This window comes from Actinomycetospora chiangmaiensis DSM 45062, assembly GCF_000379625.1.
Classification (GTDB): Bacteria; Actinomycetota; Actinomycetes; order Mycobacteriales; family Pseudonocardiaceae; genus Actinomycetospora; species Actinomycetospora chiangmaiensis.
On record NZ_KB903245.1, the window covers coordinates 47,520 to 71,106 of the forward strand.

General features: G+C 75.0%; 25 protein-coding genes. 11 read left to right on the top strand and 14 right to left on the bottom strand.

Annotated features, from left to right (window positions below):
- Positions 1-76 precede the first annotated feature (76 nt).
- Positions 77-736 (top strand): GNAT family N-acetyltransferase, encoded by a 660-nt coding sequence (locus A3CO_RS36285; protein WP_018334854.1) that lies wholly within the window; start codon positions 77-79, stop codon positions 734-736.
- Here A3CO_RS36285 and A3CO_RS0124260 read toward each other — a convergent pair.
- The 5 genes from A3CO_RS0124260 to A3CO_RS0124280 all read right to left on the bottom strand — a co-directional run bounded on the left by A3CO_RS0124260 (position 717) and on the right by A3CO_RS0124280 (position 6,889).
- Positions 717-1,553, bottom strand: coding sequence for an HTD2 family dehydratase (locus A3CO_RS0124260; protein WP_245561585.1), 837 nt, complete (start codon positions 1,551-1,553; stop codon positions 717-719). The genes A3CO_RS36285 and A3CO_RS0124260 overlap by 20 nt on opposite strands.
- A 56-nt stretch (positions 1,554-1,609) precedes the next feature.
- Positions 1,610-2,080 carry a hypothetical protein gene (locus A3CO_RS35075; RefSeq protein ID WP_018334856.1) on the bottom strand — a complete coding sequence of 157 codons (471 nt, stop codon included), beginning with the start codon at positions 2,078-2,080 and terminating at the stop codon, positions 1,610-1,612.
- Between the two features lie 544 nt (positions 2,081-2,624).
- Complete coding sequence (locus A3CO_RS0124270; RefSeq protein WP_018334857.1) at positions 2,625-2,927, bottom strand: hypothetical protein; 303 nt, start codon at positions 2,925-2,927, stop codon at positions 2,625-2,627.
- Positions 2,928-2,966: 39 nt separating this feature from the next.
- Complete coding sequence (gene rsmD / locus A3CO_RS0124275) at positions 2,967-3,512, bottom strand: 16S rRNA (guanine(966)-N(2))-methyltransferase RsmD (protein WP_018334858.1); 546 nt, start codon at positions 3,510-3,512, stop codon at positions 2,967-2,969.
- Positions 3,509-6,889 carry a pyruvate carboxylase gene (locus A3CO_RS0124280; RefSeq protein ID WP_018334859.1) on the bottom strand — a complete coding sequence of 1,127 codons (3,381 nt, stop codon included), beginning with the start codon at positions 6,887-6,889 and terminating at the stop codon, positions 3,509-3,511. The genes rsmD and A3CO_RS0124280 overlap by 4 nt, the downstream gene beginning before the upstream one ends.
- A gap of 133 nt (positions 6,890-7,022) precedes the next feature.
- Here A3CO_RS0124280 and A3CO_RS36290 point away from each other — a divergent pair, with 133 nt between their 5' ends.
- A complete protein-coding gene (locus A3CO_RS36290; RefSeq protein WP_018334860.1) occupies positions 7,023-7,709 on the top strand; it encodes a hypothetical protein in 687 nt (228 codons plus the stop codon).
- 138 nt (positions 7,710-7,847) lie between these two features.
- Here the strand turns inward: A3CO_RS36290 and A3CO_RS34155 are convergent, their stop codons facing one another.
- From A3CO_RS34155 to A3CO_RS0124305, 3 genes are all read right to left on the bottom strand, one after another.
- Complete coding sequence (locus A3CO_RS34155) at positions 7,848-8,744, bottom strand: alpha/beta fold hydrolase (RefSeq protein WP_018334861.1); 897 nt, start codon at positions 8,742-8,744, stop codon at positions 7,848-7,850.
- Positions 8,745-9,036: 292 nt separating this feature from the next.
- Positions 9,037-9,960, bottom strand: coding sequence for a C40 family peptidase (locus A3CO_RS39840; protein ID WP_018334862.1), 924 nt, complete (start codon positions 9,958-9,960; stop codon positions 9,037-9,039).
- Between the two features lie 326 nt (positions 9,961-10,286).
- Complete coding sequence (locus A3CO_RS0124305; protein ID WP_018334864.1) at positions 10,287-12,557, bottom strand: ATP-dependent DNA helicase RecG; 2,271 nt, start codon at positions 12,555-12,557, stop codon at positions 10,287-10,289.
- 129 nt (positions 12,558-12,686) lie between these two features.
- Between A3CO_RS0124305 and rpmB the strand changes: the two genes are divergently transcribed.
- Positions 12,687-12,878 (top strand): 50S ribosomal protein L28, encoded by a 192-nt coding sequence (gene rpmB / locus A3CO_RS0124310; RefSeq protein WP_026204958.1) that lies wholly within the window; start codon positions 12,687-12,689, stop codon positions 12,876-12,878.
- Between the two features lie 81 nt (positions 12,879-12,959).
- On the opposite strand, the gene A3CO_RS34165 is transcribed toward rpmB, so the two are convergent.
- The gene (locus A3CO_RS34165; protein WP_018334866.1) at positions 12,960-13,154 is read right to left on the bottom strand and encodes a DUF397 domain-containing protein; all 195 of its coding nucleotides are present in this window, start codon (positions 13,152-13,154) and stop codon (positions 12,960-12,962) included.
- Positions 13,155-13,359: 205 nt separating this feature from the next.
- On the opposite strand from A3CO_RS34165, the gene A3CO_RS0124325 reads away from it, so the two are divergent.
- Positions 13,360-13,779, top strand: coding sequence for a hypothetical protein (locus A3CO_RS0124325; protein WP_018334868.1), 420 nt, complete (start codon positions 13,360-13,362; stop codon positions 13,777-13,779).
- Between the two features lie 2 nt (positions 13,780-13,781).
- Here A3CO_RS0124325 and A3CO_RS0124330 read toward each other — a convergent pair whose 3' ends face one another.
- From A3CO_RS0124330 to A3CO_RS40495, 3 genes are read right to left on the bottom strand one after another with little or no spacing between them, the layout of a single operon-like run.
- A complete protein-coding gene (locus A3CO_RS0124330; protein WP_026205007.1) occupies positions 13,782-14,465 on the bottom strand; it encodes a uracil-DNA glycosylase in 684 nt (227 codons plus the stop codon).
- On the bottom strand, positions 14,462-14,983 hold the full coding sequence (locus A3CO_RS0124335; protein ID WP_026204959.1) for a gamma carbonic anhydrase family protein: 522 nt from the start codon (positions 14,981-14,983) through the stop codon (positions 14,462-14,464). The genes A3CO_RS0124330 and A3CO_RS0124335 overlap by 4 nt, the downstream gene beginning before the upstream one ends.
- Before the next feature lie 10 nt (positions 14,984-14,993).
- Positions 14,994-15,161: a hypothetical protein gene (locus tag A3CO_RS40495; RefSeq protein ID WP_425393424.1), complete on the bottom strand. Its 168-nt coding sequence runs from the start codon at positions 15,159-15,161 to the stop codon at positions 14,994-14,996.
- A gap of 93 nt (positions 15,162-15,254) precedes the next feature.
- Between A3CO_RS40495 and A3CO_RS40500 the strand changes: the two genes are divergently transcribed.
- The 5 genes from A3CO_RS40500 to A3CO_RS0124355 all read left to right on the top strand — a co-directional run bounded on the left by A3CO_RS40500 (position 15,255) and on the right by A3CO_RS0124355 (position 20,410).
- The gene (locus A3CO_RS40500) at positions 15,255-15,455 is read left to right on the top strand and encodes a hypothetical protein (RefSeq protein WP_425393425.1); all 201 of its coding nucleotides are present in this window, start codon (positions 15,255-15,257) and stop codon (positions 15,453-15,455) included.
- Positions 15,456-15,611: 156 nt separating this feature from the next.
- Positions 15,612-16,355 carry an HAD family hydrolase gene (locus A3CO_RS0124340; protein WP_026204960.1) on the top strand — a complete coding sequence of 248 codons (744 nt, stop codon included), beginning with the start codon at positions 15,612-15,614 and terminating at the stop codon, positions 16,353-16,355.
- 4 nt (positions 16,356-16,359) lie between these two features.
- The gene (locus tag A3CO_RS0124345; RefSeq protein ID WP_018334872.1) at positions 16,360-17,847 is read left to right on the top strand and encodes an FAD-binding oxidoreductase; all 1,488 of its coding nucleotides are present in this window, start codon (positions 16,360-16,362) and stop codon (positions 17,845-17,847) included.
- The gene (locus A3CO_RS0124350; protein ID WP_018334873.1) at positions 17,844-18,989 is read left to right on the top strand and encodes an FAD-binding oxidoreductase; all 1,146 of its coding nucleotides are present in this window, start codon (positions 17,844-17,846) and stop codon (positions 18,987-18,989) included. Before A3CO_RS0124345 ends, A3CO_RS0124350 begins: the two co-directional genes overlap by 4 nt.
- A gap of 92 nt (positions 18,990-19,081) precedes the next feature.
- Positions 19,082-20,410, top strand: a complete 1,329-nt coding sequence (locus A3CO_RS0124355; protein WP_033414979.1) for a (Fe-S)-binding protein — start codon at positions 19,082-19,084, stop codon at positions 20,408-20,410.
- 52 nt (positions 20,411-20,462) lie between these two features.
- Here the strand turns inward: A3CO_RS0124355 and A3CO_RS0124360 are convergent, their stop codons facing one another.
- On the bottom strand, positions 20,463-21,452 hold the full coding sequence (locus A3CO_RS0124360) for a thiamine-phosphate kinase (protein ID WP_245561586.1): 990 nt from the start codon (positions 21,450-21,452) through the stop codon (positions 20,463-20,465).
- 143 nt (positions 21,453-21,595) lie between these two features.
- Here A3CO_RS0124360 and A3CO_RS0124365 point away from each other — a divergent pair, with 143 nt between their 5' ends.
- Positions 21,596-21,835, top strand: a complete 240-nt coding sequence (locus A3CO_RS0124365; protein ID WP_018334876.1) for an Lrp/AsnC ligand binding domain-containing protein — start codon at positions 21,596-21,598, stop codon at positions 21,833-21,835.
- Between the two features lie 7 nt (positions 21,836-21,842).
- Positions 21,843-22,481, top strand: coding sequence for a DUF3515 domain-containing protein (locus tag A3CO_RS34170; RefSeq protein WP_018334877.1), 639 nt, complete (start codon positions 21,843-21,845; stop codon positions 22,479-22,481).
- Here the strand turns inward: A3CO_RS34170 and A3CO_RS0124375 are convergent, their stop codons facing one another.
- Positions 22,482-23,576, bottom strand: coding sequence for a D-alanine--D-alanine ligase family protein (locus A3CO_RS0124375; protein ID WP_018334878.1), 1,095 nt, complete (start codon positions 23,574-23,576; stop codon positions 22,482-22,484).
- Positions 23,577-23,587: the final 11 nt, after the last annotated feature.

Genomic DNA, 23,587 nt, shown 5'->3' on the forward strand with positions numbered 1-23,587 from the left:
TCGAACTCCCCTATCGGCGTGCTCCCCCGGATCCGTCTCCCGCCTCATGATCCGGGAGTTATAGCAGGATCCCCCCATGGACCTCGTCCGGGACGACCTCGCGGCGCTCTACCCGCAGGTCGGGGTCCGCGTGGCGCACGCGGGGCTGGTGCTCGTCGGCCCGACCGACGACGAGCTGCTCGAGCTGGCCGCGATCGTCGCCGAGCCCCACGGGATCCTCGGTCCGGGTCAGGAGCACTTCCTCACCCGCGCCCTGGGCGACGACGACGCCGCCCGCGTCTTCCTCGAATGGGCCTGGCGGCTGCGCGAGTTCCCGACGACGGGTCGGTGGCGGCTGCCGCTCGCCGTCCTCGAGGGCGGCCGCGCCCTGGGACTGGTGGTCCTCGCCCACGAGGTCGAGCATCCCGCCGGCACCGTGCACACGTCGTCGTGGCTGGCCCGCGCGGAGCAGGGCCGGGGTCTCGGACGGCGGGTCCGGCTGATGCTGCTCGAGCTGGCCTTCGAGCACCTCGGGATGACGCGCGCCGTCACCACGGCGGCGGACGACAACCGTGCCTCGCTGCGCGTCTCGCAGCGCTGCGGCTACCGCGAGACCCACCGGCGCCGCCACGCCGACGGCACCCCCGAGGTGCACCTCGCCGTGACGCCGGGCGCATGGCGGCGCCGACGGCTCGACGACGTCGTGGTCGAGGGCGTCGAGCCGTTCCTCGCGGCGATCAGCCCAGCGTCGCGGTGATCGAGAACGGTGCCCCGGGGACGCCCGCGGCGACACCGCCGCGGTCGTCGGTGCGGTCGGCGACGATCCGGGTCCCGGCGAACGCGGGCCGCGAGAGCCGGTAGTCGAACGAGCGCACCGGGTGCCCCCGACGCCGCGGGATCTCCAGGCACATCAGCGCCAGCAGCGGCCCGTGCACGACGGGCCCGGGGTAGCCCTCGACGCCAGTGACGTACGGCTGGTCGTAGTGGATGCGGTGGGTGTTGTAGGTGAGCGCCGAGAACCGGAAGAGCAGCCGCTCGTCGGGCGTGAGCACCACCGCCTCGTCCGAGGGCGGCGGCGCGTCGGCGTCGGGCTCGTCGAAGGCGATGCCGCGGGCCTGCCCGGGCGCCTGCGAGCGGTACACCACGTCCGACTCCTCGGTCACCAGCACGTCGTCGCCGGCGAGGAACTCGGTGCGGACCGTCACCAGCAGCATGTCGCCCGACCGGCCGTGCTTGGCCTGCGAGCTCACCAGCGACGACCGGCGCGTGTACGTCTCCCCCACCCGCATCGGTTCCCCGACCCGCAGCCGACCGCCCGCGATCATGCGGCGCCGGTCCGGGATCGGCGGCAGGAAGTGCCCGTGGAGCGGGTGCCCGTCGTCGCCGAGCTCGTCGGTGCGCGGGTGCTCGAGGAACCCGAACCAGTGCCACATCGGCGGCAGCGGGTCGCCCGGCCCGGCCACCGGGTCGAGGTCGAACATCCCGCTCACCGCCGCGACCGTCCAGGCGGAGGTCCCACCCGTCGTCGTGACCGGCTCGGGGGCCCAGCCCTGCGTCGCGTCCGCGAGGTCCACGCCCGCGATCATGCCGCGCCCTCGAGTGGTCCCGCAGCGCTGCGCGGACGGGTCTCTCACCGCGCTGCGGCACCACTCGGCACGAAGCCGCGCGCCACGAGCTCCTCGCGCACCCGCTGCTGGACCCAGCCGGGACGGTGGAACTGCCGCGCCGTCACCGTGATGACCACCCACCCGAGCTTGCGCAGCTCGTCGACGCGGTCGATGTCCCTCCCCCGCCGGTCGTTCTCGGCGTGGTCGCGACCGTCGTAGTCGAGCGCCACCTTCCACTCCGGCCGGCCGAGGTCCACGCGGGCGACGAACCGGAAACCGTCGAGGACGCGGTACTGGCTGACCGGGAGCGGGAGCCCCGCCAGCGCCAGCCGCACGCGCATCCGGGACTCGCGCGGCGACTCCGCCCGCGGGTCCACGAGGCGGACGACCCGCTCGACCTTTCGGCAGTCCCGCCGCGGCCCCGCGAACTCGGCGAACGCGGAGAGATCGGTGCCGGTGAACTCCCCCGCCCGGGCGAGCGCGTCGGCCGCCACGACCGCGTCCTCCAAGGGGCTCGGACCGCGCCAGGTCGTAGGCGGGACGCATCGGACTCGTGACGCGCAACCCGTCGGAACGGCGTACGTCCAGGTCCCGGAACCGCACCCGCCGCACCCTCACTCCCTCGGGCGGTCGGTGGTGTCGGCGGCCGACCGCCAGCTCGACGGGTGGTTCCGGCGAGGGGAGGACCTCGCAACCCCACCACCGGCAGGCGGACCACCCGGTCACCACGGCGTCGTCGCCGGCCCGGGTCCAGGCGGACCGGATGCGCAGCCGGGGGGAGTCGGACACGGTCGCGACGACGTAGGTGTCGTGCGCGACCCGCCGGACCGTGGGTCCCCGCAGCTGGGCGCTCGTCAGCCGTCCGTCACGGACGGCCTGCGAGCCACGGAACGGTCGGTCGGCGTGCCAGGTGTCCTCTGCCCTCACACGGGCTCTGAGTGTCCTGGCGCCCCATTGGTTCCCTGTACGCGCCGAGTGGTCCCTCAGTGCTGCTCGTCGGCCACCGTGACCGCGCTGGGGGACCTCTCGGCGGGACCGTCAGTGCTTCGGGGCCTTCCCCCGCCACGCGAGCGACTGCGCGTCGAGGGCGCGCACCGTCTCGGCCCCCTCGCGCAACATCCGCTCGCCCTGCTCGACGGCGTGGGCGAGCTGACCGGGTTCGAGTCGCCGGAACGCCGCCCCCCGACCCCGGCCGAGGACGTCGTACCAGCACCCGCCCACCGCGTCGTCGAGCAGCACGCGGCCGAAGCAGTGGTCGTTCCGGATGACCCAGCCGTCACGGCGCGCCGCAGCCGGGAGCTCGTCCCGCACGAGCTCCAGGTACCGCTCCTCGAGGTCCACCCGGCCCGGGTACCCGCTCGTCGTGTCCCGGCGCTGACGTCAGGCCGGCCCACCCAGGTGCAGCGTCGTCTCCCCGTAGACCCGCGGTTCCTCGGCCTCCAGCCCGTCCGGCCACGCCGGTGGCCGGGTCCGCGAGTCCCGCTCCAGCACCACGAGCGCGTCGGCGTTCAGCCACGGGACGAGCAGGCCCAGCACGGTGTCGACCTCGTCCTCGGTCCCCGCGTAGGGCGGGTCCACGAACACGAGGTCGACAATGTCGGTGGGCCGCTTGAGGAAGGTGGGCACGGACGCCCGGCGGACCAGCGCGCCCGTGAGCCCCGTCGAGCGCACGTTGGTCTGGATGAACCCGCACGCCCGGGGGTCGCGCTCGACGAGCGTCGCCGTCAGTGCCCCGCGGGAGAGCGCCTCCAGGCCCAGGGCGCCCGACCCGGCGTACAGGTCGAGCACCACCGCGTCCTCGAGCACGCCCCGCGCCGCGAGCAGCGAGAACAGCGCCTCCCGCACCCTGTCCGACGTCGGGCGCACGCCGTGGGGGGGCACCTGGATCCGTTGCCCGCCGGCCGTGCCCGCGACGATGCGGCTCACGACCCGAGCACCACCACCAGGTCGCCACCCTCCACCTGCTGCACCGTGCCCAGCGCCAGACGCTTCACCGTTCCCGACGACGGGGCGGTGATGGCGGCCTCCATCTTCATGGCCTCGATGGTGGCGATCGTGTCGCCCGCGGCGACCCGGTCGCCCTCGCCGACCTGCAGCGTGACCACGCCCGCGAACGGCGCCGCGACGTGCGAGGGGTCGGAGCGGTCGGCCTTCTCGGCGGCCTTCACGTCGGTCTCGACCGACCGGTCGCGGACCTGCAGCGGCCGCAGCTGCCCGTTCAGCGACATCAGCACGGTCCGCATCGCCCGCTCGTCGGGCTCGGAGATCGCCTCGAGCTCGATGAGCAGCTGCACGCCCGGCTCGAGGTCGACGCCGTACTCGACCTCGGGGCGCAGCCCGTAGAAGTACTCCTGGCTGCGCAGCACCGAGGTGTCGCCGTAGGCAGTCCGGTGCTCGCGGAACTCCCTGGTGGGGCCGGGGAAGAGCAGCTCGTTGAGCGTGCCCGCGCGGTCGGTCTCGAGCCCCTTGCGCTGGTCGTCGGTGAGCTCCGCGACCCCGGGGCGCTCGGTGCGGCCCTCCAGCGCGCGGCTGCGCAGCGGCTCCGGCCAGCCCCCGGGCGGGTCGCCCAGCTCGCCGCGCAGGAAGCCGATCACCGAGTCGGGGATGTCGTACTTCGAGGGGTCCGCCTCGAAGTCCTTCGGGTCCACGCCCGCGCCGACGAAGTGCAGCGCGAGGTCGCCCACCACCTTCGAGCTGGGCGTGACCTTCACGAGGTGCCCGAGCATCCGGTCGGCCGCGGCGTAGGCGTCCTCGACCTGCTCGAACCGGTCGCCGAGGCCGAGCGCGACGGCCTGGGTGCGCAGGTTGGACAGCTGTCCGCCGGGGATCTCGTGGGTGTAGACCCGGCCGGTCGGCGACGCGAGGCCCGACTCGAACGGCGCGTAGACCTTGCGGACCAGCTCCCAGTACGGCTCGAGCGCGTTCACGGCGTCGAGCGACAGCCCGGTCTCCCGCTCGCTGTGGTCCGTGGCCGCGACCAGCGCCGACAGCGACGGCTGCGACGTCGTCCCGGCCATGCTCGCGACCGCCGCGTCCACCGCGTCCACCCCGGCGTCGATCGCCGCGAGCAGCGTCGCGAGCTGCCCGCCGGCGGTGTCGTGGGTGTGCAGGTGGACCGGCAGCTCGAAGCGGTCGCGCAGGGCGGTCACGAGCTTGCGTGCCGCCGGCGGGCGCAGCAGGCCCGCCATGTCCTTGATCGCGAGCACGTGCGCGCCCGCGTCGACGATCTGCTCGGCGAGCCGCAGGTAGTAGTCGAGGGTGTAGAGGTCCTCGGCCGGGTTCATCAGGTCGCTCGTGTAGCAGAGGGCGACCTCGGCGACGGCCCCGCCGGAGGCGCGGACGGCGTCGATCGCGGGCCGCATCTGCGACACGTCGTTCAGCGCGTCGAAGATCCGGAAGATGTCGATCCCGACGCGGGCCGCCTCGGCGACGAAGGCGTCGGTCACCTCGGTCGGGTAGGGCGTGTAGCCGACGGTGTTCCGGCCGCGCAGCAGCATCTGCAGGCACAGGTTGGGCACCGCCTCGTGCAGCCGGGCGAGCCGCTCCCACGGGTCCTCGGCGAGGAAGCGCAGCGCGACGTCGTACGTGGCGCCGCCCCAGCACTCCAGCGACAGCAGCTCGGGGGTGGTCCGGGCGACCTGCGGGGCGATCTCGAGCAGGTCCCGGGTGCGCACCCGGGTGGCCAGCAACGACTGGTGGGCGTCCCGGAACGTCGTGTCGGTGACCGGCACCGTCGACTGCGCCCGCAGCCACGACGCGAACCCCTCGGGGCCCAGCTCGCCGAGGCGCTGCCGGGAGCCGTCCGGCGGCGCGACGGCGAGGTCGGCCGCCGGCAGCTTGTCCCGCGGGTCGACCAGGTCCGGCGCCGGACCGTGCGGCCTGTTGACCGTGACGTCGGCGAGGAAGGTCATGATCCGGGTGCCGCGGTCGGCGGGCGCCCGCGCGGCGAGCAGCTGGGGGTGCTCGGCGATGAAGCTCGTGGTCACCCGGCCCTCGCGGAAGTCCGGCTCGTCGAGCAGGGCCATGAGGAACGGGATGTTCGTCGAGACCCCGCGGACGCGGAACTCGGCCAGGGCACGGCGGGCGCGCCGGACCGCCGTCGTGAAGTCGCGGCCTCGACAGGTGACCTTGACCAGCAGCGAGTCGAAGTGCGGGCTGATCCGGGCGCCGGCGAAGGCGGTCCCGCCGTCGAGCCGGACGCCGGAGCCCGACGCCGAGCGGTAGGCCGAGATCATCCCGACGTCGGGGCGGAACTCGTTGGCGGGGTCCTCGGTGGTGATGCGGCACTGCAGCGCGAACCCGTGCAGCGACACCGTGTCCTGCGAGAGCCCGAGGTCGGCGAGGTTCTCGCCGGAGGCGATGCGCATCTGGGCGCCGACGAGGTCGACGTCGGCGACCTCCTCGGTGACCGTGTGCTCCACCTGGATGCGCGGGTTCATCTCGATGAAGTGGTGGTTGCCGTCGCCGTCGAGGAGGAACTCGACGGTCCCGGCGTTGACGTAGCCGATCGCCGTCGCGAACTTCACCGCGTCCGCGCAGATGCGCTCGCGCTGCTCGGGCGAGAGGTGCGGCGCCGGCGCGATCTCGACGACCTTCTGGTGACGCCGCTGCACGGAGCAGTCCCGCTCGAACAGGTGCATGACGTTGCCCTCGGCGTCGGCGAGGATCTGCACCTCGATGTGCCGCGGGTCGATCACCGCCTGCTCGAGGATCACCGTGGCATCACCGAACGCCGACGACGCCTCGTTCATCGCGGCCTGGAGCGCGTCGCGCAGCGCGTGCTCCTCCTTGACCAGCCGCATGCCCCGACCACCACCACCCGCGACCGCCTTGACGAACAGCGGGAACGTCATCTCCCCCGCGGCCGTGAGCAGCGTCTCGATGTCGTCGGAGGGGTCCGAGGAGTCGAGCACCGGGACGCCCGCCTCCCGCGCGGCGGCCACCGCGCGGTGCTTGTTGCCGGCCATCGCGAGCACCCGGGCCGGCGGGCCGATGAAGGTGATCCCGGCCTCGGCACAGGCCCCGGCGAGCTTCGGGTTCTCCGAGAGGAAGCCGTAGCCGGGGTAGATCGCGTCCGCGCCCGCCTTCTGCGCGGCGCGGATCATCTCCTCGATCGACAGGTACGCGCGGACCGGGTGGCCGGCCTCGCCGATCTGGTAGGCCTCGTCGGCCTTGAGGCGGTGCTCGGACTGCCGGTCCTCGACGGGGAAGACGGCCACGGTGGCCGCTCCGAGCTCGTAGGCGGCGCGGAAACCGCGGATCGCGATCTCCCCCCGGTTGGCCACGAGCACCTTGCGGAACATTCGGTCGTCCTCCCGCGAACGAGCTTGATCTCGGCGGCGCACGGTACCGCGATCGTGGTCCCGGGACGGGTCTTCCGGTACCAAAGAAGGGGACACGAGGAGGGCGCTCATGCCGGGTTCGACGATCAGGCCGATGCGGCGCTCCGCCGTGCCCTGGCTCTACGGCCTGTCGGTCCTGTTGGTGATCGTGTCGCCGCTGGTGTTCCTGGGGGCGTGGGTCGCCGACGGCACCATCGAGGGGTTCGGCGCCGCCCTCCTCGCCGCGGTGGCCGACCTGGTGGCCGCGGCCCTCGCCGCGTTCGTCGCCACGGTGCTGGCCGCGCAGCGCGGGGTCCGCCGGGTCCGCACGGTCGTCCTCGGCCATCCCGACGGCAGGTCGGGTCGGCTCGCCGAGTACCGCGCGGCCCGCTGGGCGCTCGCCCGGGACCGGTTCGCCGCCCTGCAGCGCGACTACGCCGCCTTCGAGTCCGACCCCCGTGCGGTGGCGGCCCGCCCGGCCCTGGTGGACGTCTCGGTCCCCGCCACCGAGGCGTTCGTCGAGGCCCTCGCCGACGCCCAGATGCTCGCGACCCCCACCGAGCCGGGCGACCCCCACCGCGAGCAGTTCGTCGCCGCCGTCGACCGGGCGGTCGCCGCCTGGGACGCCGCCCGTCGGCACGCCGACGCCCTCGCCGGTTCGATGCCGGGACCGCCGCGTGCGGCCGCGACCCGCCCTCCCCGGGCCGTCCCCCCGCCCGACGAGTACGCCGCCGTCGCCGAGGCCGTGCGCCGGGCGGCCGCCCGGGGCATGCGCGATCTCCAAGGACGCCTGCGCGCCTGAGCCGCCGCACCCCTCGTCGTGAACGGCTCGTTCCTGACGTCGGGTGCGCGCACGGCGCCACTCGCTCCCCGCGACCTACGCCGACGCAGGCGCCGTCGCGAACGGCTCGTTCCTGACGTCGGGTGCGAACGGCGCCACTCACTCCCGGCGGGCCGCGATCTCCCGGATGGCCGCCGCGACCTCGTGCGGGCGGTCCTCCTGCAGGTAGTGCCCGGCCCCGGGGACCACGACGACGTCCGCGCCCGGCAGCGTCGCCGCGCTGATGCCGGGGGCGCCGCCCTCGAGCGCCGTCGTCGGCATCACGAGCGGGCGCGGGTCGGCGCGGTTGCGGGCGGCGTCGCGGGGCAGGGCCCGGTAGCGGCCCATCGCCGCGTCGTAGCGGCCGGGCGCCCGGTAGGCCCGGACCGCGTCGTCGAGGGAGCCCGACGCGACGACGGCCGGGTCGCCGACGAAGCGGCCGAGCACCTCCCGTTCCCGCCCCGCCACCTCGGCGGCGAGCCGTCCCGGCGGCGCGGCCGCGAAGGCGGCGACGTGCGGCGGGGCGAGCTCCTCCAGCCCGAGGCCGGGGACGCCGCCCCCGGAGAGGACGAGGTGCCGGACCTGGTCGGGGCGGGCGCGGGCCCAGGCGTAGGCGGGCATCGCCCCCATGTCGTGGCCGACGACCACGGCCGGCGCGAGGTGCAGGGTCGTGGCGAGGACGGCGAGGTCGCCGGCCAGGGTCGCGGCATCCGGGTCGGGCGTGGGGCCGAGGTCCGAACAGCCGACCCCCCGCAGGTCGGGGACGACGACGCGGTGGTCGGAGGCGAGGTCGAGCGCCACCGTCCGCCACGTGCGCCATGTCTCGGGGAAGCCGTGGAGCAGGACGACGGCGGGACCGTCCGGCGGCCCGCCGACCACCACGTGCAGGCGCACCGTCCCGGTGTCGACGGTCGTCCGCGTCAGGCCGGGGACGTCGGCACCGCACCGGGTCGCGGCGGCCGTCGGGAGCGGGAGGAGCGCGGCGAGGACCGCGACCAGCAGGAGGACGCGGCACACGGGACGGGACGACCCGCGACGGGCGGGGTCATGACGTCGGATCGGCCCGGATCCCTGCCTGTGGGTGTGCCGGTTCCTCGGTCGATGGCATGTCGATGCACATGGTGACGGTGTGATCCACGCAATATCACACGATCAGACCCGCTTGACGGCCCGTCCGAACGGACATCCTCCAGGTGTCGGCCACAGGAGTCGACGCGAGACCTTCGGTGCCGGAGCTGGGGAGCGTCCGATCACCGAACAAGGCCCGGGGTTTCCTTTCGGGGAGGGGACCCCGGGCCACTCTCGTCGATCAGACGACGCGTCGTGCGCCCACCGCGTTCTTCTCGATCTTCGACAGCGGCGTGTACTTGACGTCCTGTCCGCTGTCCGGCGCCTCGATCACCGTGCCGTCGCCGATGTACATGACGACGTGGCTGACCGGGCTGTAGAGGAAGATGAGGTCGCCGGGCTGCAGGTCGTCCATCGAGACCTTCCGGCCGACCTGCGACTGCGCGGCCGCCGTGCGGGGCAGGTCCTTCCCGGCCTTCTCGAACGAATACTGCATGAGGCCGGAGCAGTCGAAGGAGTTCGGGCCGGTGGCGCCCCAGACGTAGGGCTTGCCCAGCCGGGACTCGGCGGCGTCGATCGCGTCCTGCGCCATCTGCTGACCGGCGGAGAGCTTCGGGGCGGCCGGGGCCTGCTGCGCGGCGGCCTGGCGGGTGCTCGCCGCGACCGTCTTGTACTGCGGCCTCGCCTGCGCGACCGCCGGGGCGACGACCGGCATCACCGAGGTGATCGCCGGCGCCTGCGCCACGGTGGCGGGGAGGGTCATGCTGCTCGCGGCGAGGTCCGTCGGGAGCGCGAACTCGCCGGTGGCGGCGGGCTCGTCACCGGTCGGGACGAGCCCGTGCGCCGCGGCACCGCCGGCGCCGGCGAGCGCCCCGAGCGCGGCCAGCGACAGGCCCGCGGTGCGGACGGCCCGGTTCAGGGGTGCCGGTCCCTGCGGGGCGGGACGGCGGGTGCGCTGCCGGTCCGCGCGGTACGGCTCGGTGCGGTACTGCTCGGTGCGGTGCTGGGCACGAACCTGGCGGGCGTCGCCGAGGCCGACGGGGGCGCCGTGGGCGGCGCGCCCGGACGTGCCGGCGGGGATCGGGCCGAGGGAGCCGGTCGTGGCCGCGTCCGGGGCCCGGTGGCGCCCGTTGTCGGACCTCACCGGCGGCAGCACTGCGGTCATGCGCGTCTCCACGCCCGGCGGGACCCGGCGGGAGGCGCGCGGCCGACCCGATCCATGTCGGACCACCGCTGGGGAGTGCGGTCGACCGACGATCTCCGTCCCGTCCTGGACGTCGTGCGCTCCGGGGAGGCCGCCGGACGGGAACCGGGCGAAGCGGCCGAGCGCATCGGTGCGCTGTTGCGAACCGACCGCCAGACCGTAACCGAACCGTGACCCCGCGCGCCCACCCGCCCGGTGCGTGTCGCGCCCGGAGGTCGACCCGGAGCGCCGATCGGCTACCGCCGGGTATCCGTCCGGGCCCCCGCCGGTGCCGCGGCGAACGGCGCCTACAGCTTGTCGAGGAAGCTCGCGCCCTCGTCCCCGACCACGCCGCGGACGAGCCCCGCGAGGCGCGGGTGGTGGGCGAGCGTGGGGTCCTCGGCGAGGAGGGTGCGGGCCACCTCGCGGGCCTCGGTGATCTCCTCGAGGTGCCGCCGGACCGACAGGAAGCGCAGCGTCCTCCGCCGGCCGGCCTGCTCGGTGCCCAGCACGTCGCCCTCGTTGCGCAGCTCGAGGTCGAGGTCGGCCATGGCGAACCCGTCGGTGATCTCGGCGATCCGCTGCAGCCGTTCCATCGACGGACCCTCGAGGTCGCTGACGAGGAAGCACGACGACGCCGTGTCCCCACGACCGACGCGCCCTCGCAGCTGATGGAGCTGGGAGACCCCGAACCGCTCGGCGTCGAGCACCACGATGACCGTGGCGTTCGGGACGTCCACCCCGACCTCGATCACGGTGGTGGACACGAGCACGTCGACGTCGCCCGCGGAGAAGCGACGCATGACGTCGTCCTTCTCCTCCGCGGGCAGCCGCCCGTGCAGCACCTCGAGGCGCAGCCCGGCCAGCGGCCCCGCCGCGAGCAGCTCGGCGACCTCGAGCGCCGCGAGCGGCGGCCGCCGTTCCTCGCCGTCGGAGCCGTCGGAGCCGTGCGAGCCGCCGGGACCGCCGGGACCGCCGGGACCGCCGCCCTCCTCCTCGTCGCTCGGCGGCCCGTCGTCGCCGATGCGCGGGCAGACGACGTAGGCCTGGTGGCCGGCGTCGACCTCCTCGCGGACCCGTTCCCACACCCGCGCCAGCCACTTCGGCCGGCCGCCCGGGACGGCGTGTGTCTCGATCGGCTTGCGGCCGGCGGGCAGCTCGTCGAGCACGGAGTTCTCGAGGTCGCCGTACACCGTGAGCGCGACGGTGCGCGGGATGGGGGTGGCCGTCATGACCAGCAGGTGCGGCGCCGTCTCCCCCGGCCGCGACCGCAGCTCGTCGCGCTGGCGGACCCCGAAGCGGTGCTGCTCGTCGACGACGAGCAGCCCGAGGTCGGCGAAGCCCACCTTCTCCTGGATGACCGCGTGGGTGCCGACGACGATGCCGGCGGTGCCCGACTGCACCTCGAGCAGCGCCTGCCGCCGCTCCTTCGCCGCCAGCGAGCCGGTGAGCAGGACGATCCGCGTGGCCTGCTCGGAGGTGTCCAGCTCCACCGGCTCGTCGTCGTCGCCGAAGAGGCCGGCGGGCTCCCCCGCCCGACCGAGCGGGCCGAGCATCGCCCGCAGCGACCGCGCGTGCTGCGCGGCCAGCACCTCGGTGGGCGCGAGGAGCACGGCCTGCCGGCCCGCGTCGACGACCTGCAGCATGGCCCGCAGCGCGACCACCGTCTTGCCCGACCCGACGTCGCCCTGCAGCAGCCGGTTCAGCGGCGTGGTGCCCGCCAGTGCCGCCGCGAGTTCGTCCCCCACCCGTCGCTGTCCGGCGGTGAGCTCGAAGGGCAGCCGTGCGTCGAACGCCGCCGCGAGCCCGTCCTCGGCGCGGGGGCAGGCCGGCGCCGGGCGGGTGGCGGCGTTGAGCCGCTCGCCCTGCAGGGCCAGCTGCAGCCCGAGCGCCTCGTCCCAGGTGAGCCGGCGCATCGCGGGTCGCGCGGCCTCGAGCGTGGCGGGCAGGTGGATGTCGCGCAGGGCCCTGCCGAGGTCGATCAGCCCGTGCCGCTCCCGGACCTCCGCGGGCACCGGGTCGATCGGGTCGTCGAACACGTCGAGCGTCTGGCGGACCGCGGCGAGCAGCTCCCAGGTCTGTACGTCCTTCGTCGCCGGGTAGATCGGCGTGACCGGCGGCAGCTTGATCGACTCGTCGTCGGGATCGGACTCGTCGTCGCCCGTGCTGATCCGCATGGCGCGGGGCGAGCCGAGCTGCCAGCGGTCGCGGAACTTCTCGAGCTTGCCCGCGAAGAAGGCGCGACTCCCGACGGGCATCGTGCGCACCCGCCAGGGCTGGTTGAAGAACGTGACCGAGAGCTCGAGGGCCCCGGCGGCCACCGTCATCGTCGTGATGTGGAGCTGCTTGCCGCCGCCGCGGCGGAACTTGCGCTCGCCCCGCGCGCTGCGCACCTCGGCGATCATGTTGACCTGGTCGCCCACGGTGAGATCACGGGGATCGACCTTGTCCAGGTCGTTCATCGTCTCGTAGCGCCGGGGCAGGTGACGCAGCAGATCGCCCACGGTGTGCATGTCGAGGTGCTTGCCCAGCACCGAGGCCGAGCGGCCTCCGATGGCCTCGGCGAGGGGGGAGTCCATGTGCACCACGGCCGCCAGCGTGCCACCCGGGTCCGACAGCGCCCGGTGGGCTCGGCTACCCTGGTGACCTGCCGCGCGGTGGAGCTTCCCGCGTGCTCTGGTGTCCGTTGAGGTCGAGAGGTGTTCGAAGTGGCTGCGGTGTGCGACGTGTGCGCGAAGGGCCCCGGTTTCGGGAAGTCGGTCTCGCACTCCCACCGCCGGACCAACCGCCGGTGGAACCCGAACGTGCAGACCGTGCACGCCCGGATCGGCAACGGCAACCGGCAGCGCCTCAACGTCTGCACCTCGTGCCTGAAGGCGGGCAAGGTCAGCCGCGCCTGACGCGGTCGTGAACGGTCCTCGGGCCCGGTACGCCACGGCGTGCCGGGCCCGAGTACTGTCCGGGCCCGGGTGTCGTCCGGGTCAGCCCTGGTCGGCCAGGTCGTCGAACTCGCCGTCGCGCACCCCGCGCACGAACGCGTCGACCTCCGCGCGCGTGTAGTGCAGCACCGGGCCGTCGGCGTCGCCGACGGCCCGGACGAGCAGTCCGCCGTCTGGGTGGCGTGCCGTCTCCAGGCCCGGACCACTGGCGACCCACTCGCACGGGGGGCAGGACATCGAGGGCCCCCTCGGGGTGGACGGCGGAGCGGGCGATCCGGCTCACGCACATGCGTTCGTTCTTGCGCCTGCACCGTACGTACGTGAAGATCGAACGGGTGAGGCGGACGCAGAGCAGCGACGAGCGGGGGATCCGGTGAGCCGACCGGACACATCCCCGGGTTCAGCGGCCGACGAGCCCCGCCTCCCGCGCGCGCAGCGCACCGTGCACCGTCGCTCCGCCCCGGTCCCGCTCCGTGTCGTCTCGCAGCGGGTGAGCCCCGGCGACACGGCGGACCGGCCCGACACGGCGGACCGCCCCGCCTCGGTCCCGGCCGCGACGACGCAGCGGCCCGTGCCCGCCCCGGTGCCGACGGCCGTCGCGGGCGTCCCGGCGACCGGCGCCGTCGCCACCCTGCAGGCCGCCCCGCTTCCCTCGCCCGATGTCGTCGGGCTGCCCGTCCGCCGCGCCGACGCCCTCCCGGTGCTCGACCGCCGACGGCCGGTCGCCCGGCTGCTCGCTCTCATCCGGGGCCGGCGCCGGGGCGAGGCCGGCCGGCACCGTCCCGACACGATCCCCAGCCGGGGCTGGAGCATGTTCGCCCCGCACCGGCGCGACCGGCGCCGGTTCGGCGTGCGCCGCTGAGCTCAGGGCAGGCGCCAGTCCACCGGCTCGTCGCCCAGCTCCTCGAGGAACTCGTTGACCCGGCTGAAGGGGCGCGAGCCGAAGAAGCCGCCCGCGGCGGACATCGGGCTGGGATGGGCCGACTCGACGGCGGGGACGTCCTCGCCGAGCAGCGGCACGAGCGACCGGGCGTCGCGTCCCCACAGGATCGCCACGAGCGGCTGGTCGATCCGCTCGACGAGCGCGGTGATCGCCTGCTCGGTGACCTTCTCCCAGCCCTTGTTGCGGTGCGACCCGGGAGCGCCCGGGGCGACGGTGAGGACCCGGTTGAGCAGGAGCACGCCCTGCTCGGTCCACGGCGTCAGGTCGCCGCTGGTGGGCGGCGGGTGGCCGAGGTCCTCGGTGTACTCCTTGAAGATGTTCTGCAGGCTCTTCGGCAGCGGCCGGACGTCCGGGGCGACCGAGAACGACAGCCCCACGGCGTGGCCGGGGGTCGGGTACGGGTCCTGCCCGACGACGAGCACGCGGACCTGCTCGAACGGCTGACTGAAGGCGCGCAGCACGTTCTTCCCGGCGGGCAGGTAGGTCCGGCCGGCGGCCACCTCGGCGCGCAGGAAGTCGCCCATGGTGGCGATGGTGTCGGCGACGGGCTCGAGGGCCTGCGCCCATCCCGCCTCGACGGTCTCGGAGAGCGGGCGGGCCATCAGGCGATCCTCCGGAGCTCGGCGCGGAAGCGGCGGGCCCGCTCGCGGTAGGACGTCACGGCGTGGTCGAAGGCGCCCTCGGGGACCTCGTGGCCCTCGCGGATCGTGGCCGGCACACCACGGGCCATCCGGCGGGCCGGGACGTGGAAGCGCGGGCTGACCACGGCGCCCGCCGCGACGATCGCCCCCTCGTCGACCCGGGCGCCGTTGAGCACCACCGAGCCGGAGGAGATGAGCACGTGGTCGGCGATGGTGGCGGCCTCGATGTGGACGTTGTGCCCGACGGTGCAGTCGTTCCCGATGAGCGTCGGCTGCCGCCGCGTGGTGTGGACGATCGAGCCGTCCTGGATGCTCGTGCGGTCGCCGACCACGATGTAGCCGTCGTCGCCCCGCAGCACCGCCGTCGGCCACACCGACGCCTCCGCGCCCAGCGTCACCGAGCCGATGACCACCGCGTCGGGATGGACGTAGGCGTCCGGATGGATGTCGGGCTCGGCCTCGCCGAGGGCGTAGATCGGCACGTCGCTGACGCTAGCCGCGGATGGCCCGCGGGCCCGCCGCGGGGTCGGCGCCCAGCTCCCGGGCGAAGCAGGTGCTGTCCGGCTCGTCGCGGTGCACGCCGAAGTTGGGGATCGGCCGGTAGCCCTGGCGCCGGTAGAGCGCCTCGGCCTCGGGCTGGCGGGTCCCGGTCTCCAGCACGGTCCGCCGGCACCCCGCGGCGTCGCGGTGCGCTCGAGCTCGTCGAGCAGGGCGACGGCGAACCCACGACGGCGGTGGGCGGGATCGACCCACATGCGCTTGATCTCGGCGTCGAGCGGGCGGAGCACCCCGCGGTCCGCCGGCGGGATCGCCTCGGCGGTCAGCCGGCGCCACCCGCCGCAGCACACCGGGCCGACGCCGGGCACCGTCCCGAGCAGGAAGATCCCGCGGGGCGGGGCGAACTCGGCGGGGTCGACGGGGGTGCGGTCGGTCCCGCCGTACCGCTCGCGGTAGAACGCCTGCACGGCGTCGATGAACCGGACGCTCGCGGGGTCGTCGTAGGCGGCGGTCCCGAGCGTCAGTCCGGCGGTCCCCATCTCGCCGATCATCCCGGACGCGGGCAGCATGCGGACGTCGGAGGGCCGTCGTCGGGAAGGAGCGGGACGGGACGTGAGACGTCCGGTGGGGGTCTGCTGGGACATCGACGGGACGCTGCTGCGCGGCGGCCGGGTCGGCGGCGACGTACTGCGCGACGCCTTCGTCGCCGTCGCGGGCCGCGAACCCCCGCACGTCCCCATGGGCGGGATGACCGACCACCTCGTCGCCGAGGCGTTCCGCGACGGCCTGCCGCCCGGCGAGGCGGCGGCCCTGCACCGGCGCGGCCACGAGTACACCGACGCGATGATCGCGGCGATCGGCGCGCAGTGGGACGGCCGCGACGCCGCTCTCGCCGAGACGCTGCGGGTGCTGCCCGGAGTCCGCGAGGCGGTGCGGTTGCTCGCCGACGAGCCGGGGGTCGACCAGATCGTGCTCACCGGCAACGTGCGCGCCGGGGCCGAGCTGAAGCTGACCGTCGCCGGCCTCCACCCGGGCACCTTCGATCTCGACGACGGGGTCTACGGCCACCTGCCCGGGCCGCGGTCCGCCCTGGTCCACGCGGCGCGGGCGGCCCTGGAGCGCCGGCACGGCCGGGAGGTGGGGCTCGTCGTCGTGGGCGACACGCCGCGCGACGTCGAGGCCGCCCACGCCGCCGGCGCGCTCGCCGTCGGGGTCGCCACCGGCGCCGCCACGCTCGCCGATCTGCGGGCCGCCGGGGCCGACCACGTGAGCGAGGACCTGTCCGACCCGGCCGCTCTGGTGGCGGTCGTGCGCGCGGCGGGCCAGGATCCACGGGCGACCCGAGGGGATGTGTGACGCCATGAGCACGACCACCACCGCCGCGAGCAGCACCGCCGCCCTGGCTCCGGTGCTGGCGCGCGAGTTCGCCGCCCTGCTGCCCGAGAACTGCGTGATCACCGACGAGGTGGGGCTGCGGAGCTACGAGTGCGACGGGCTGACCGGCTTCCGCCAGGTCCCCGCCGTCGTCGTCCTGCCGCGGGACACCGCCGAGGTCGCCGCCTGCGTGGCGGTGTGCGCCCGCCACGGGGTGCCCTTCGTCGCACGCGGCGCCGGGACCGGCCTGTCCGGGGGCGCGCTCCCGGTCGCCGACGGCGTCGTCATCTCGCTGCAGAAGCTCCGGCGCATCCTCGAGATCGACGTCGAGAACCGGCGGGCCGTGCTCGAGCCCGGCGTGTTCAACCTCGACATCTCGCGGGCCGCCGCGCCGCACGGGCTGTACTACGCGCCCGACCCCTCGAGCCAGCAGGTCTGCACCATCGGCGGCAACGTCGCGGAGAACTCCGGCGGCGCGCACTGCCTCAAGTACGGGTTCACCACGAACCACGTGCTCGAGATGGAGGTCGTGCTCGCCGACGGCAGCGTCGTCACCGTCGGCGCTCCGACGGCGGAGCAGGCGGGCCCGGACCTGCGCGGGCTCTTCCTCGGCTCCGAGGGCACGCTCGGGATCTGCACGAAGGTCACGGTGCGGCTGCTGCGCAAGCCCGAGGCGGTGCGCACCGTGCTCGCCGACTTCCCGTCGATCGAGGCCGCGGGCGACACCGTCGGCGCCATCGTCGACGCGTCGATCGTCCCGGCCGCCGTCGAGATGATGGACTCCCTGGCGATGGAGGCCGCCGAGGCCGCCGTCGGCGCGGGCTACACCGTCGAGTCCCCGTCCGCGCTCATCATCGAGCTCGACGGGCCCGCCGAGGAGTGCGACGAGCAGTTCGCCGAGATCACGCGCATCTGCGAGGAGCACGGGTCGACGCGCATCCACGTGGCCGACAGCGCCGACGAGCGGGCCCGGGTGTGGAAGGGCCGCAAGGCCGCGTTCGCCGCGGTCGGGCGCATCAGCCCCGACTACATCGTCCAGGACGGCGTGGTCCCGCGGACGCGGCTCGCCGAGGTGCTCTCGCAGATCGCGTCGATGGGCTCCGAGGTCGGGCTGCGCGTGGCCAACGTCTTCCACGCCGGCGACGGCAACCTCCACCCGCTGGTGCTCTACTCGGAGGCCGCGGGCGAGCACGAGAAGGCCGAGGACCTCTCGAGCCGGATCGCGGAGCTGTGCGTCGAGCTCGGCGGATCCCTCTCCGGCGAGCACGGCATCGGCGCCGACAAGGCGTGCTCGATGGGACGCATGTTCACCGACGACGACCTCGCGGTGATGCAGCGGGTGCGCACCGGGTTCGACCCCGCGGGCCTGTGCAATCCCGGGAAGATCTTCCCCACCCCGCGGCTGTGCGGCGAGCGGCCCGGACCGTTCCGCCCGCACCCCCTGGAAGAGGCCGGAGTGATCAGCCGACTGTGAACACCACACCGAGCTCGCTGGTCGAGCTGCGCGACGCGGTCCGCGACCTCCCCGGGCCGCTCGTCGCCACGGGCGCCGGCACCGCCTCCGACTGGGGCGGCGCCCTCGTCGGCGACGCCACGGGAGTCTCCGTCACCGGGCTCACCGGCGTCATCACCCACAACCCCGGTGACATGACCGTCTCGGTCGGCGCGGGCACCCCGCTGTCCGACCTGCAGGACACCCTCGCGGCGGCCGGTCAGCGGGTCGCCCTCGACGCGGCCCGCGCCCGCCGCGGCGCCACCGTCGGAGGCCTCTTCGCGACGGCGGACGCGGGGCCCCTCGCGCTCGGGTTCGGCTCGCTGCGCGACCTCGTCATCGGCGTCACCGTCGTGCTCGCCGACGGGACCGTCGCCCGCTCCGGCGGGCACGTCATCAAGAACGTCGCGGGCTACGACCTCGCGAAGCTGCTCCACGGCGCGTACGGCACCTTCGGGGTGGTCGCGGAGATCGTGCTGCGGCTCCACCCGCGACCGTCCGCCACGCGTACGGTCGCCCTGCCACTCGCCGATGTCGGCGGACTGCCCGCGGCGGGCCGGGCCGTCACGGACACGCCCGTCGAGGCCGCCGCGCTGGAGTGGGTCGACGGGCGCCTGCTGGCCCTGCTCGAGGGCACGGAGGCCGGCGTCGAGGCGCGGGCGTCGCGCCTGGTGGACCTGCTCGGGCAGGGCGCCGAGGTCCTCGCCCCCGCCGACGCCGACGCCGCCTGGGTCGCCCACCACGACGCCGTCGACCGGCGGCCCGAGGACCGCGCGGTCGTGCGCGTCGGGGTCGCCCCCACCCGCCTGGGCGACCTGCTCACCGGGCTGGTCGCCGACGCCGGGGCCGCCGACGTCACCGCCGCGCCCGCCACCGGCGTCGCGACCCTGACGGTGCCGGCCGACGCGGCCGCCGTCGACGCGGTGCACACCCGGGTCGCGGCGCTCGGCGGCACCTCGACCCTGCGCGCCCGCCCCGCCGGCGCCGACGTCCCCGCGTGGGGACCCACCCCGACGAGCGCCGCCGTGCTGCGGTCCGTCGCCGCCGCGTTCGACCCCGACCAACGCCTCGGGCGCGGTCGTCTCGCCCCCTGGCTGCCCGTCCCCGAAGGAGCGTCCGCGTGACCAGCACGCCCACCACGGGTCCCGCAGGGCCCGGCCCCGACTTCACCTCGCAGCGCGGGGAGAACGCCCCGGGCCCGGAGCGCACCGACGCCCTGGCCGCCGCCTCCCACGGCAGCTTCGACGACCACCACCCGCCGGCCCGCGAGCTGCTCGACGACTGCGTGCACTGCGGGTTCTGCCTGCCGACCTGCCCGACCTACGCCCTGTGGGGCGAGGAGATGGACTCGCCCCGCGGGCGCATCTACCTCATGGAGATGGCCGAGAAGGGCGAGATCCCCCTCGACGGCGCGTTCACCACCCACATCGACCGCTGCCTGGGCTGCATGGCCTGCGTGACCGCCTGCCCGTCCGGCGTGCAGTACGACCGGCTGCTCGAGGCCACCCGCCCGCAGATCGAGCGCAACGTCCCCCGCAGCCGCGCCGACCGGCTGTTCCGCGAGGCGATCTTCACGCTGTTCCCCTACCGGCGGCGGCTGCGGGCGGCCTCCCTCGGCGGCGCGCTGTACCAGAAGCTGCGCCCGAAGCGGATGGACGCGCTGCTCGCGAAGCTGCCCCGGCGCTTCGAGCGGCTCGTGGCGATGGAGTCGCTGCTCCCGCCGGTCAGCGTCCGCGACGCGTTCGCCCGCACCCCGGCCGTCACCCCGGCGCGCACGACCTCCGAGCACCCCGTGCGCCGCGGGCGGATCGGGATGCTCACCGGCTGCGTGCAGGACGTCTTCTTCCACCAGGTCAACCTCGCCACCACCCGCGTGCTCGCCGCCGAGGGCTACGACGTCGTCGCGCCGCGCGAGCAGGCGTGCTGCGGCGCGCTCGGGCTGCACGCGGGGCGCGAGGAGGAGTCGGTCCGGCGCGCCAAGGACCTCATCGCGGTGTTCGAGCAGGCCGACGTCGACGTCATCGCGGTCAACGTCGCCGGCTGCGGGTCCTCGATGAAGGAGTACGGCGAGCTGCTCGCCGACGACCCGGAGTGGAAGGAGCGCGGCGAGGAGTTCTCGCGGAAGGTCCGCGACGTCTCCGAGGTGCTGGCGGACGCCCTCGCCGAGTCCCGGGCCCCGCGGCACCGGATCGACGCGACGGTGGTCTACCACGACGCCTGCCACCTCGGGCACGCCCAGAAGATCCGCCAGCAGCCCCGCGACGTGCTGCGCTCCGTGCCGGGCGTCGGCCTCGTCGAGCTGCCCGAGGCGGAGATCTGCTGCGGGTCGGCCGGGATCTACAACATGCTCCAGCCCGAGGCCGCCGGTGACCTCGGCCGGCGCAAGGCCGACAACATCCGGGGCACCGGCGCGGACCTGCTGGTCACCGCCAACCCCGGCTGTCTGCTGCAGATCCGCAAGTACCTCGAGGGCGACCTCCCGATGCTGCACCCGATCCAGCTGATCGACGCGTCGATCCGGGGAGTGCGTCCGCCCGGGATGTGATCACCTGTGAGTACTTCTCCGTGCTGGAGCACGGAAAAGTACTCACGGGCGCTCACCTCCAGTGCCGCCAGCCGGGGTCGCCGGCGCCGCCCCAGCGATCGGCGTCGACGGTCACGCCGACGCCGAGCCGGCACTCGGCGAACACCGTCCAGCCCTCGGGGACGTGGCTCTCGTCGGGGAAGCACGCCACCAGGGAGTGGTCCTCGCCGCCGGTGAGCGCCCACCGCAGAGCGTCCCCGCCGAGCGCGGACGCCACGTCGCGCAGCTTGTCGGCGACGGGGACGAGCTCGGAGCGGATGTCGATGCGCACCCGGGAGGCCTCGGCGACGTGCGCGAGGTCGGCGAGCAGGCCGTCCGACGTGTCGATCATCGCGCTGGCCCCGGCGCGGGCGGCGACGGGGCCGGCGGCGATGGGCGGGCGGGGCGTGCGGTGCGCCGCGACCATCGCGAGCGGGGAGCGGAACCCGCGGCGCAGCACCTCCATGCCCGCGGCCGACCAGCCGAGCACCCCGCAGACGGCGACGACGTGGCCGACCTTGGCCCCCGAGCGGCGGACCGGCGCGCGGCCCTCGAGGTCGCCCAGCGCCGTGATGGTCACCACGATCTGCTCGGCGGACACCGTGTCCCCGCCGACCACCCCGACGCCGGCCTCGGACGCCGCGTCCCAGATGCCGGCGGCGAGGCCCTCGACGACGTCGGTCGGGGTGGACGCCGGGCACGCCAGCGAGAGCAGCAGACCGGTCGGCACCGCCCCCATCGCGGCGATGTCGGCAAGGTTCGCGGCGACCGCCTTCCGGCCGACCTGTTCCGGGGCCGACCAGTCCAGCCGGAAGTGCACGCCCTGTACCAGGGTGTCCACGGTGGCCACCACCCGGCCGTCGGGGGCGGCCACGACGGCGGCGTCGTCCCCGGGCCCGAGCAGGGTCCCCTCGGGCTGGGGCCGCCCGGCCGTGATGCGGTCGATCACCCCGAACTCGCCGAGGTCGGACACCTGCCCGCCGGTCTTCCCCCGGGCCGTGGTCCGCTGTGACGCGTCTCCCACGTCCGGGGGCGAGCTGCGCCGCGCTCCGTCTCCCGACCGCCTCACCCGTCTGCTCCCTGCGGTACGTTCCGACCCGTCGTGTCACCCGTGTGCACCCACCCGAGCCTCGAGCGGGTGCACCCGCTCCCCGAGGAGGCCCGTTCGTGGTCCAGGCCTACATCCTGATCCAGACCGAGGTGGGCCGCGCCGCCGCGGTCGCGTCGGACGTGGCCGGGATCGACGGCGTCGCCCGGGCGGAGGACGTGACCGGCCCCTACGACGTGATCGTGCACGTGGACTCCAACGACGACGCGGCCCTGTCGGACACCATCACGGCCGTGCAGAAGGTCCCGGGCATCACCCGGACGCTGACCTGCTCGGTCGTCGGCTCCCCCGTCGCCTGACCGCGCGGTGGCGCGTACCCGGGCACCGGAGCTCGACCGCCGACTCCCGCGCGTCGTGCTGGGCGTGGCGCTGGCCCTGCCGGTGCTGCTCGTCGTCGGGGTGCTGATCGCGTCCCAGGTCCTCGGGCGGCAGGCCGACCCGGACCCGGACACGGGGCCGCTCGCGCTCGCGGCCGTCCCGGTCCCCGCGGCCGCGTCCGCGGACTGCTCCCGGCTGCTCTCCGGGCTCCCCCAGGAGATCAACACCGGGGACGGCCTCCTGCCCCGACGCGCCCTCGCCGACCCCGTGCCGGCCGGGACGGTGGCCTGGGGCGGGGAGAAGCAGGCGTCCGGGCGTCCCGAGGACCAGCCCGTGGTGCTCCGCTGCGGGCTGCCCACCCCGCCGGAGCTGGGGCCGACCACCCCGCTGCTCGACGTCGACGGCGTCGACTGGCTGCGCATCCCGGGGACGGGGACGACCACCTGGGTGACCGTGGACCGCGCGATCTTCGTCGGGCTCACGCTGCCCGACGGCATCGGCAGCGGCGCCATCCAGGACGTCTCGCGAGGCGTCAAGATCACGCTGGTCAGCCGCTCCACCGCGCCGACCGACCCGAACGCGACGCCGGGTCCGAGCGCCACCCCGAGCCCGGTGCCGACGCGCTGATCAGCGCACCCCGGTGCCGCCGGCCAGCGCGGAGTCGACGAGCGTGGTGAGCAGCGTCGGGTAGTCGACCCCCGTGGTGGCCCACATCCGCGGGTAGAGCGAGGTCGCGGTGAACCCGGGCATGGTGTTGAGCTCGTTGACCAGGACGCGGCCGTCCTCGGTGACGAAGAAGTCGACGCGCGCGAGGCCCGCGCAGTCCATCGTCCGGAAGACCCGCACCGCCTGCTCGCGCACGAGCTCGGCGAGCGCGTCGTCGAGCTTCGCCGGCACGTCGAGCTCGCAGGCGTCGTCGAGGTACTTGGTGTCGAAGTCGTACCAGTCGGCCTCGCCGGTCAGCCGGATCTCGGCGGGCACGCTGGCCTCGACCCGCCCGTCGGGGAACTGCAGCACCCCGCACTCGATCTCGCGCCCGGCGATCCCGGCCTCGACGATGACCTTCGGATCGCTCCCGCGGGCGAAGGCGACGGCAGCGGGCACGTCCTCCCAGGCCGTCACCCGGGAGATGCCCACCGAGGACCCCGCGCGGGACGGCTTGACGAAGACGGGCAGGCCGAGCCGCTCGCGGTCGGCGGGCGCCAGGTCGGTGGCGGTGCGGTCGAGGGCGACGGCGTCGCCCGTGGCGAGCCCGGCGTCGCGCAGGATCCGCTTGGTGACGACCTTGTCCATCGAGGCGGCACTCGCGCACACCCCGGCCCCCACGTAGGGGATCCCGGCGGTCTCGAGCAGCCCCTGGATCTCGCCGTCCTCGCCCGCCGGGCCGTGGAGCACGGGGAAGACGACGTCGATCGTCGCCACCGTCGCGCCGCGGCGGCCGTCGGCGAGGCTGATCAGCTCGCGGCGGGTGGGGTCGGGCAGCAGCGCCACCGGCTCGCCCGAGGTGAGGCCCACCTGCGGCAGCTCGCGGCCGTGCAGGCGCCAGGGCGCGGTGTCGTCGCCGACCGCCACCCAGACGCCCTCGGGGGTGATCCCGACGGGGACCACGTCGAAGCGGTCGCGGTCGAGGTTGTCGAGGATGCCGCCGGCGGAGACGCACGAGATCGCGTGCTCCCCCGACCGCCCGCCGAACAGGACCAGCAACGTCGGCCGCGCTCCCATGGCGCCGGAGC

Excerpts from the sequence above, each read along its gene's own strand:
- A3CO_RS0124345 (WP_018334872.1), top strand. The coding sequence starts at position 16,360 with ATGAGCACGACCACCACCGCCGCGAGCAGCACCGCCGCCCTGGCTCCG.
- A3CO_RS40500 (WP_425393425.1), top strand. The coding sequence starts at position 15,255 with ATGCGCTTGATCTCGGCGTCGAGCGGGCGGAGCACCCCGCGGTCCGCC.
- A3CO_RS0124305 (WP_018334864.1), bottom strand. The coding sequence starts at position 12,557 with ATGGACTCCCCCCTCGCCGAGGCCATCGGAGGCCGCTCGGCCTCGGTG.
- A3CO_RS0124375 (WP_018334878.1), bottom strand. The coding sequence starts at position 23,576 with ATGGGAGCGCGGCCGACGTTGCTGGTCCTGTTCGGCGGGCGGTCGGGG.
- A3CO_RS39840 (WP_018334862.1), bottom strand. The coding sequence starts at position 9,960 with ATGACCGCAGTGCTGCCGCCGGTGAGGTCCGACAACGGGCGCCACCGG.
- A3CO_RS36285 (WP_018334854.1), top strand. The coding sequence starts at position 77 with ATGGACCTCGTCCGGGACGACCTCGCGGCGCTCTACCCGCAGGTCGGG.
- A3CO_RS36290 (WP_018334860.1), top strand. The coding sequence starts at position 7,023 with ATGCGGCGCTCCGCCGTGCCCTGGCTCTACGGCCTGTCGGTCCTGTTG.
- A3CO_RS34165 (WP_018334866.1), bottom strand. The coding sequence starts at position 13,154 with ATGTCCTGCCCCCCGTGCGAGTGGGTCGCCAGTGGTCCGGGCCTGGAG.
- A3CO_RS0124280 (WP_018334859.1), bottom strand. The coding sequence starts at position 6,889 with ATGTTCCGCAAGGTGCTCGTGGCCAACCGGGGGGAGATCGCGATCCGC.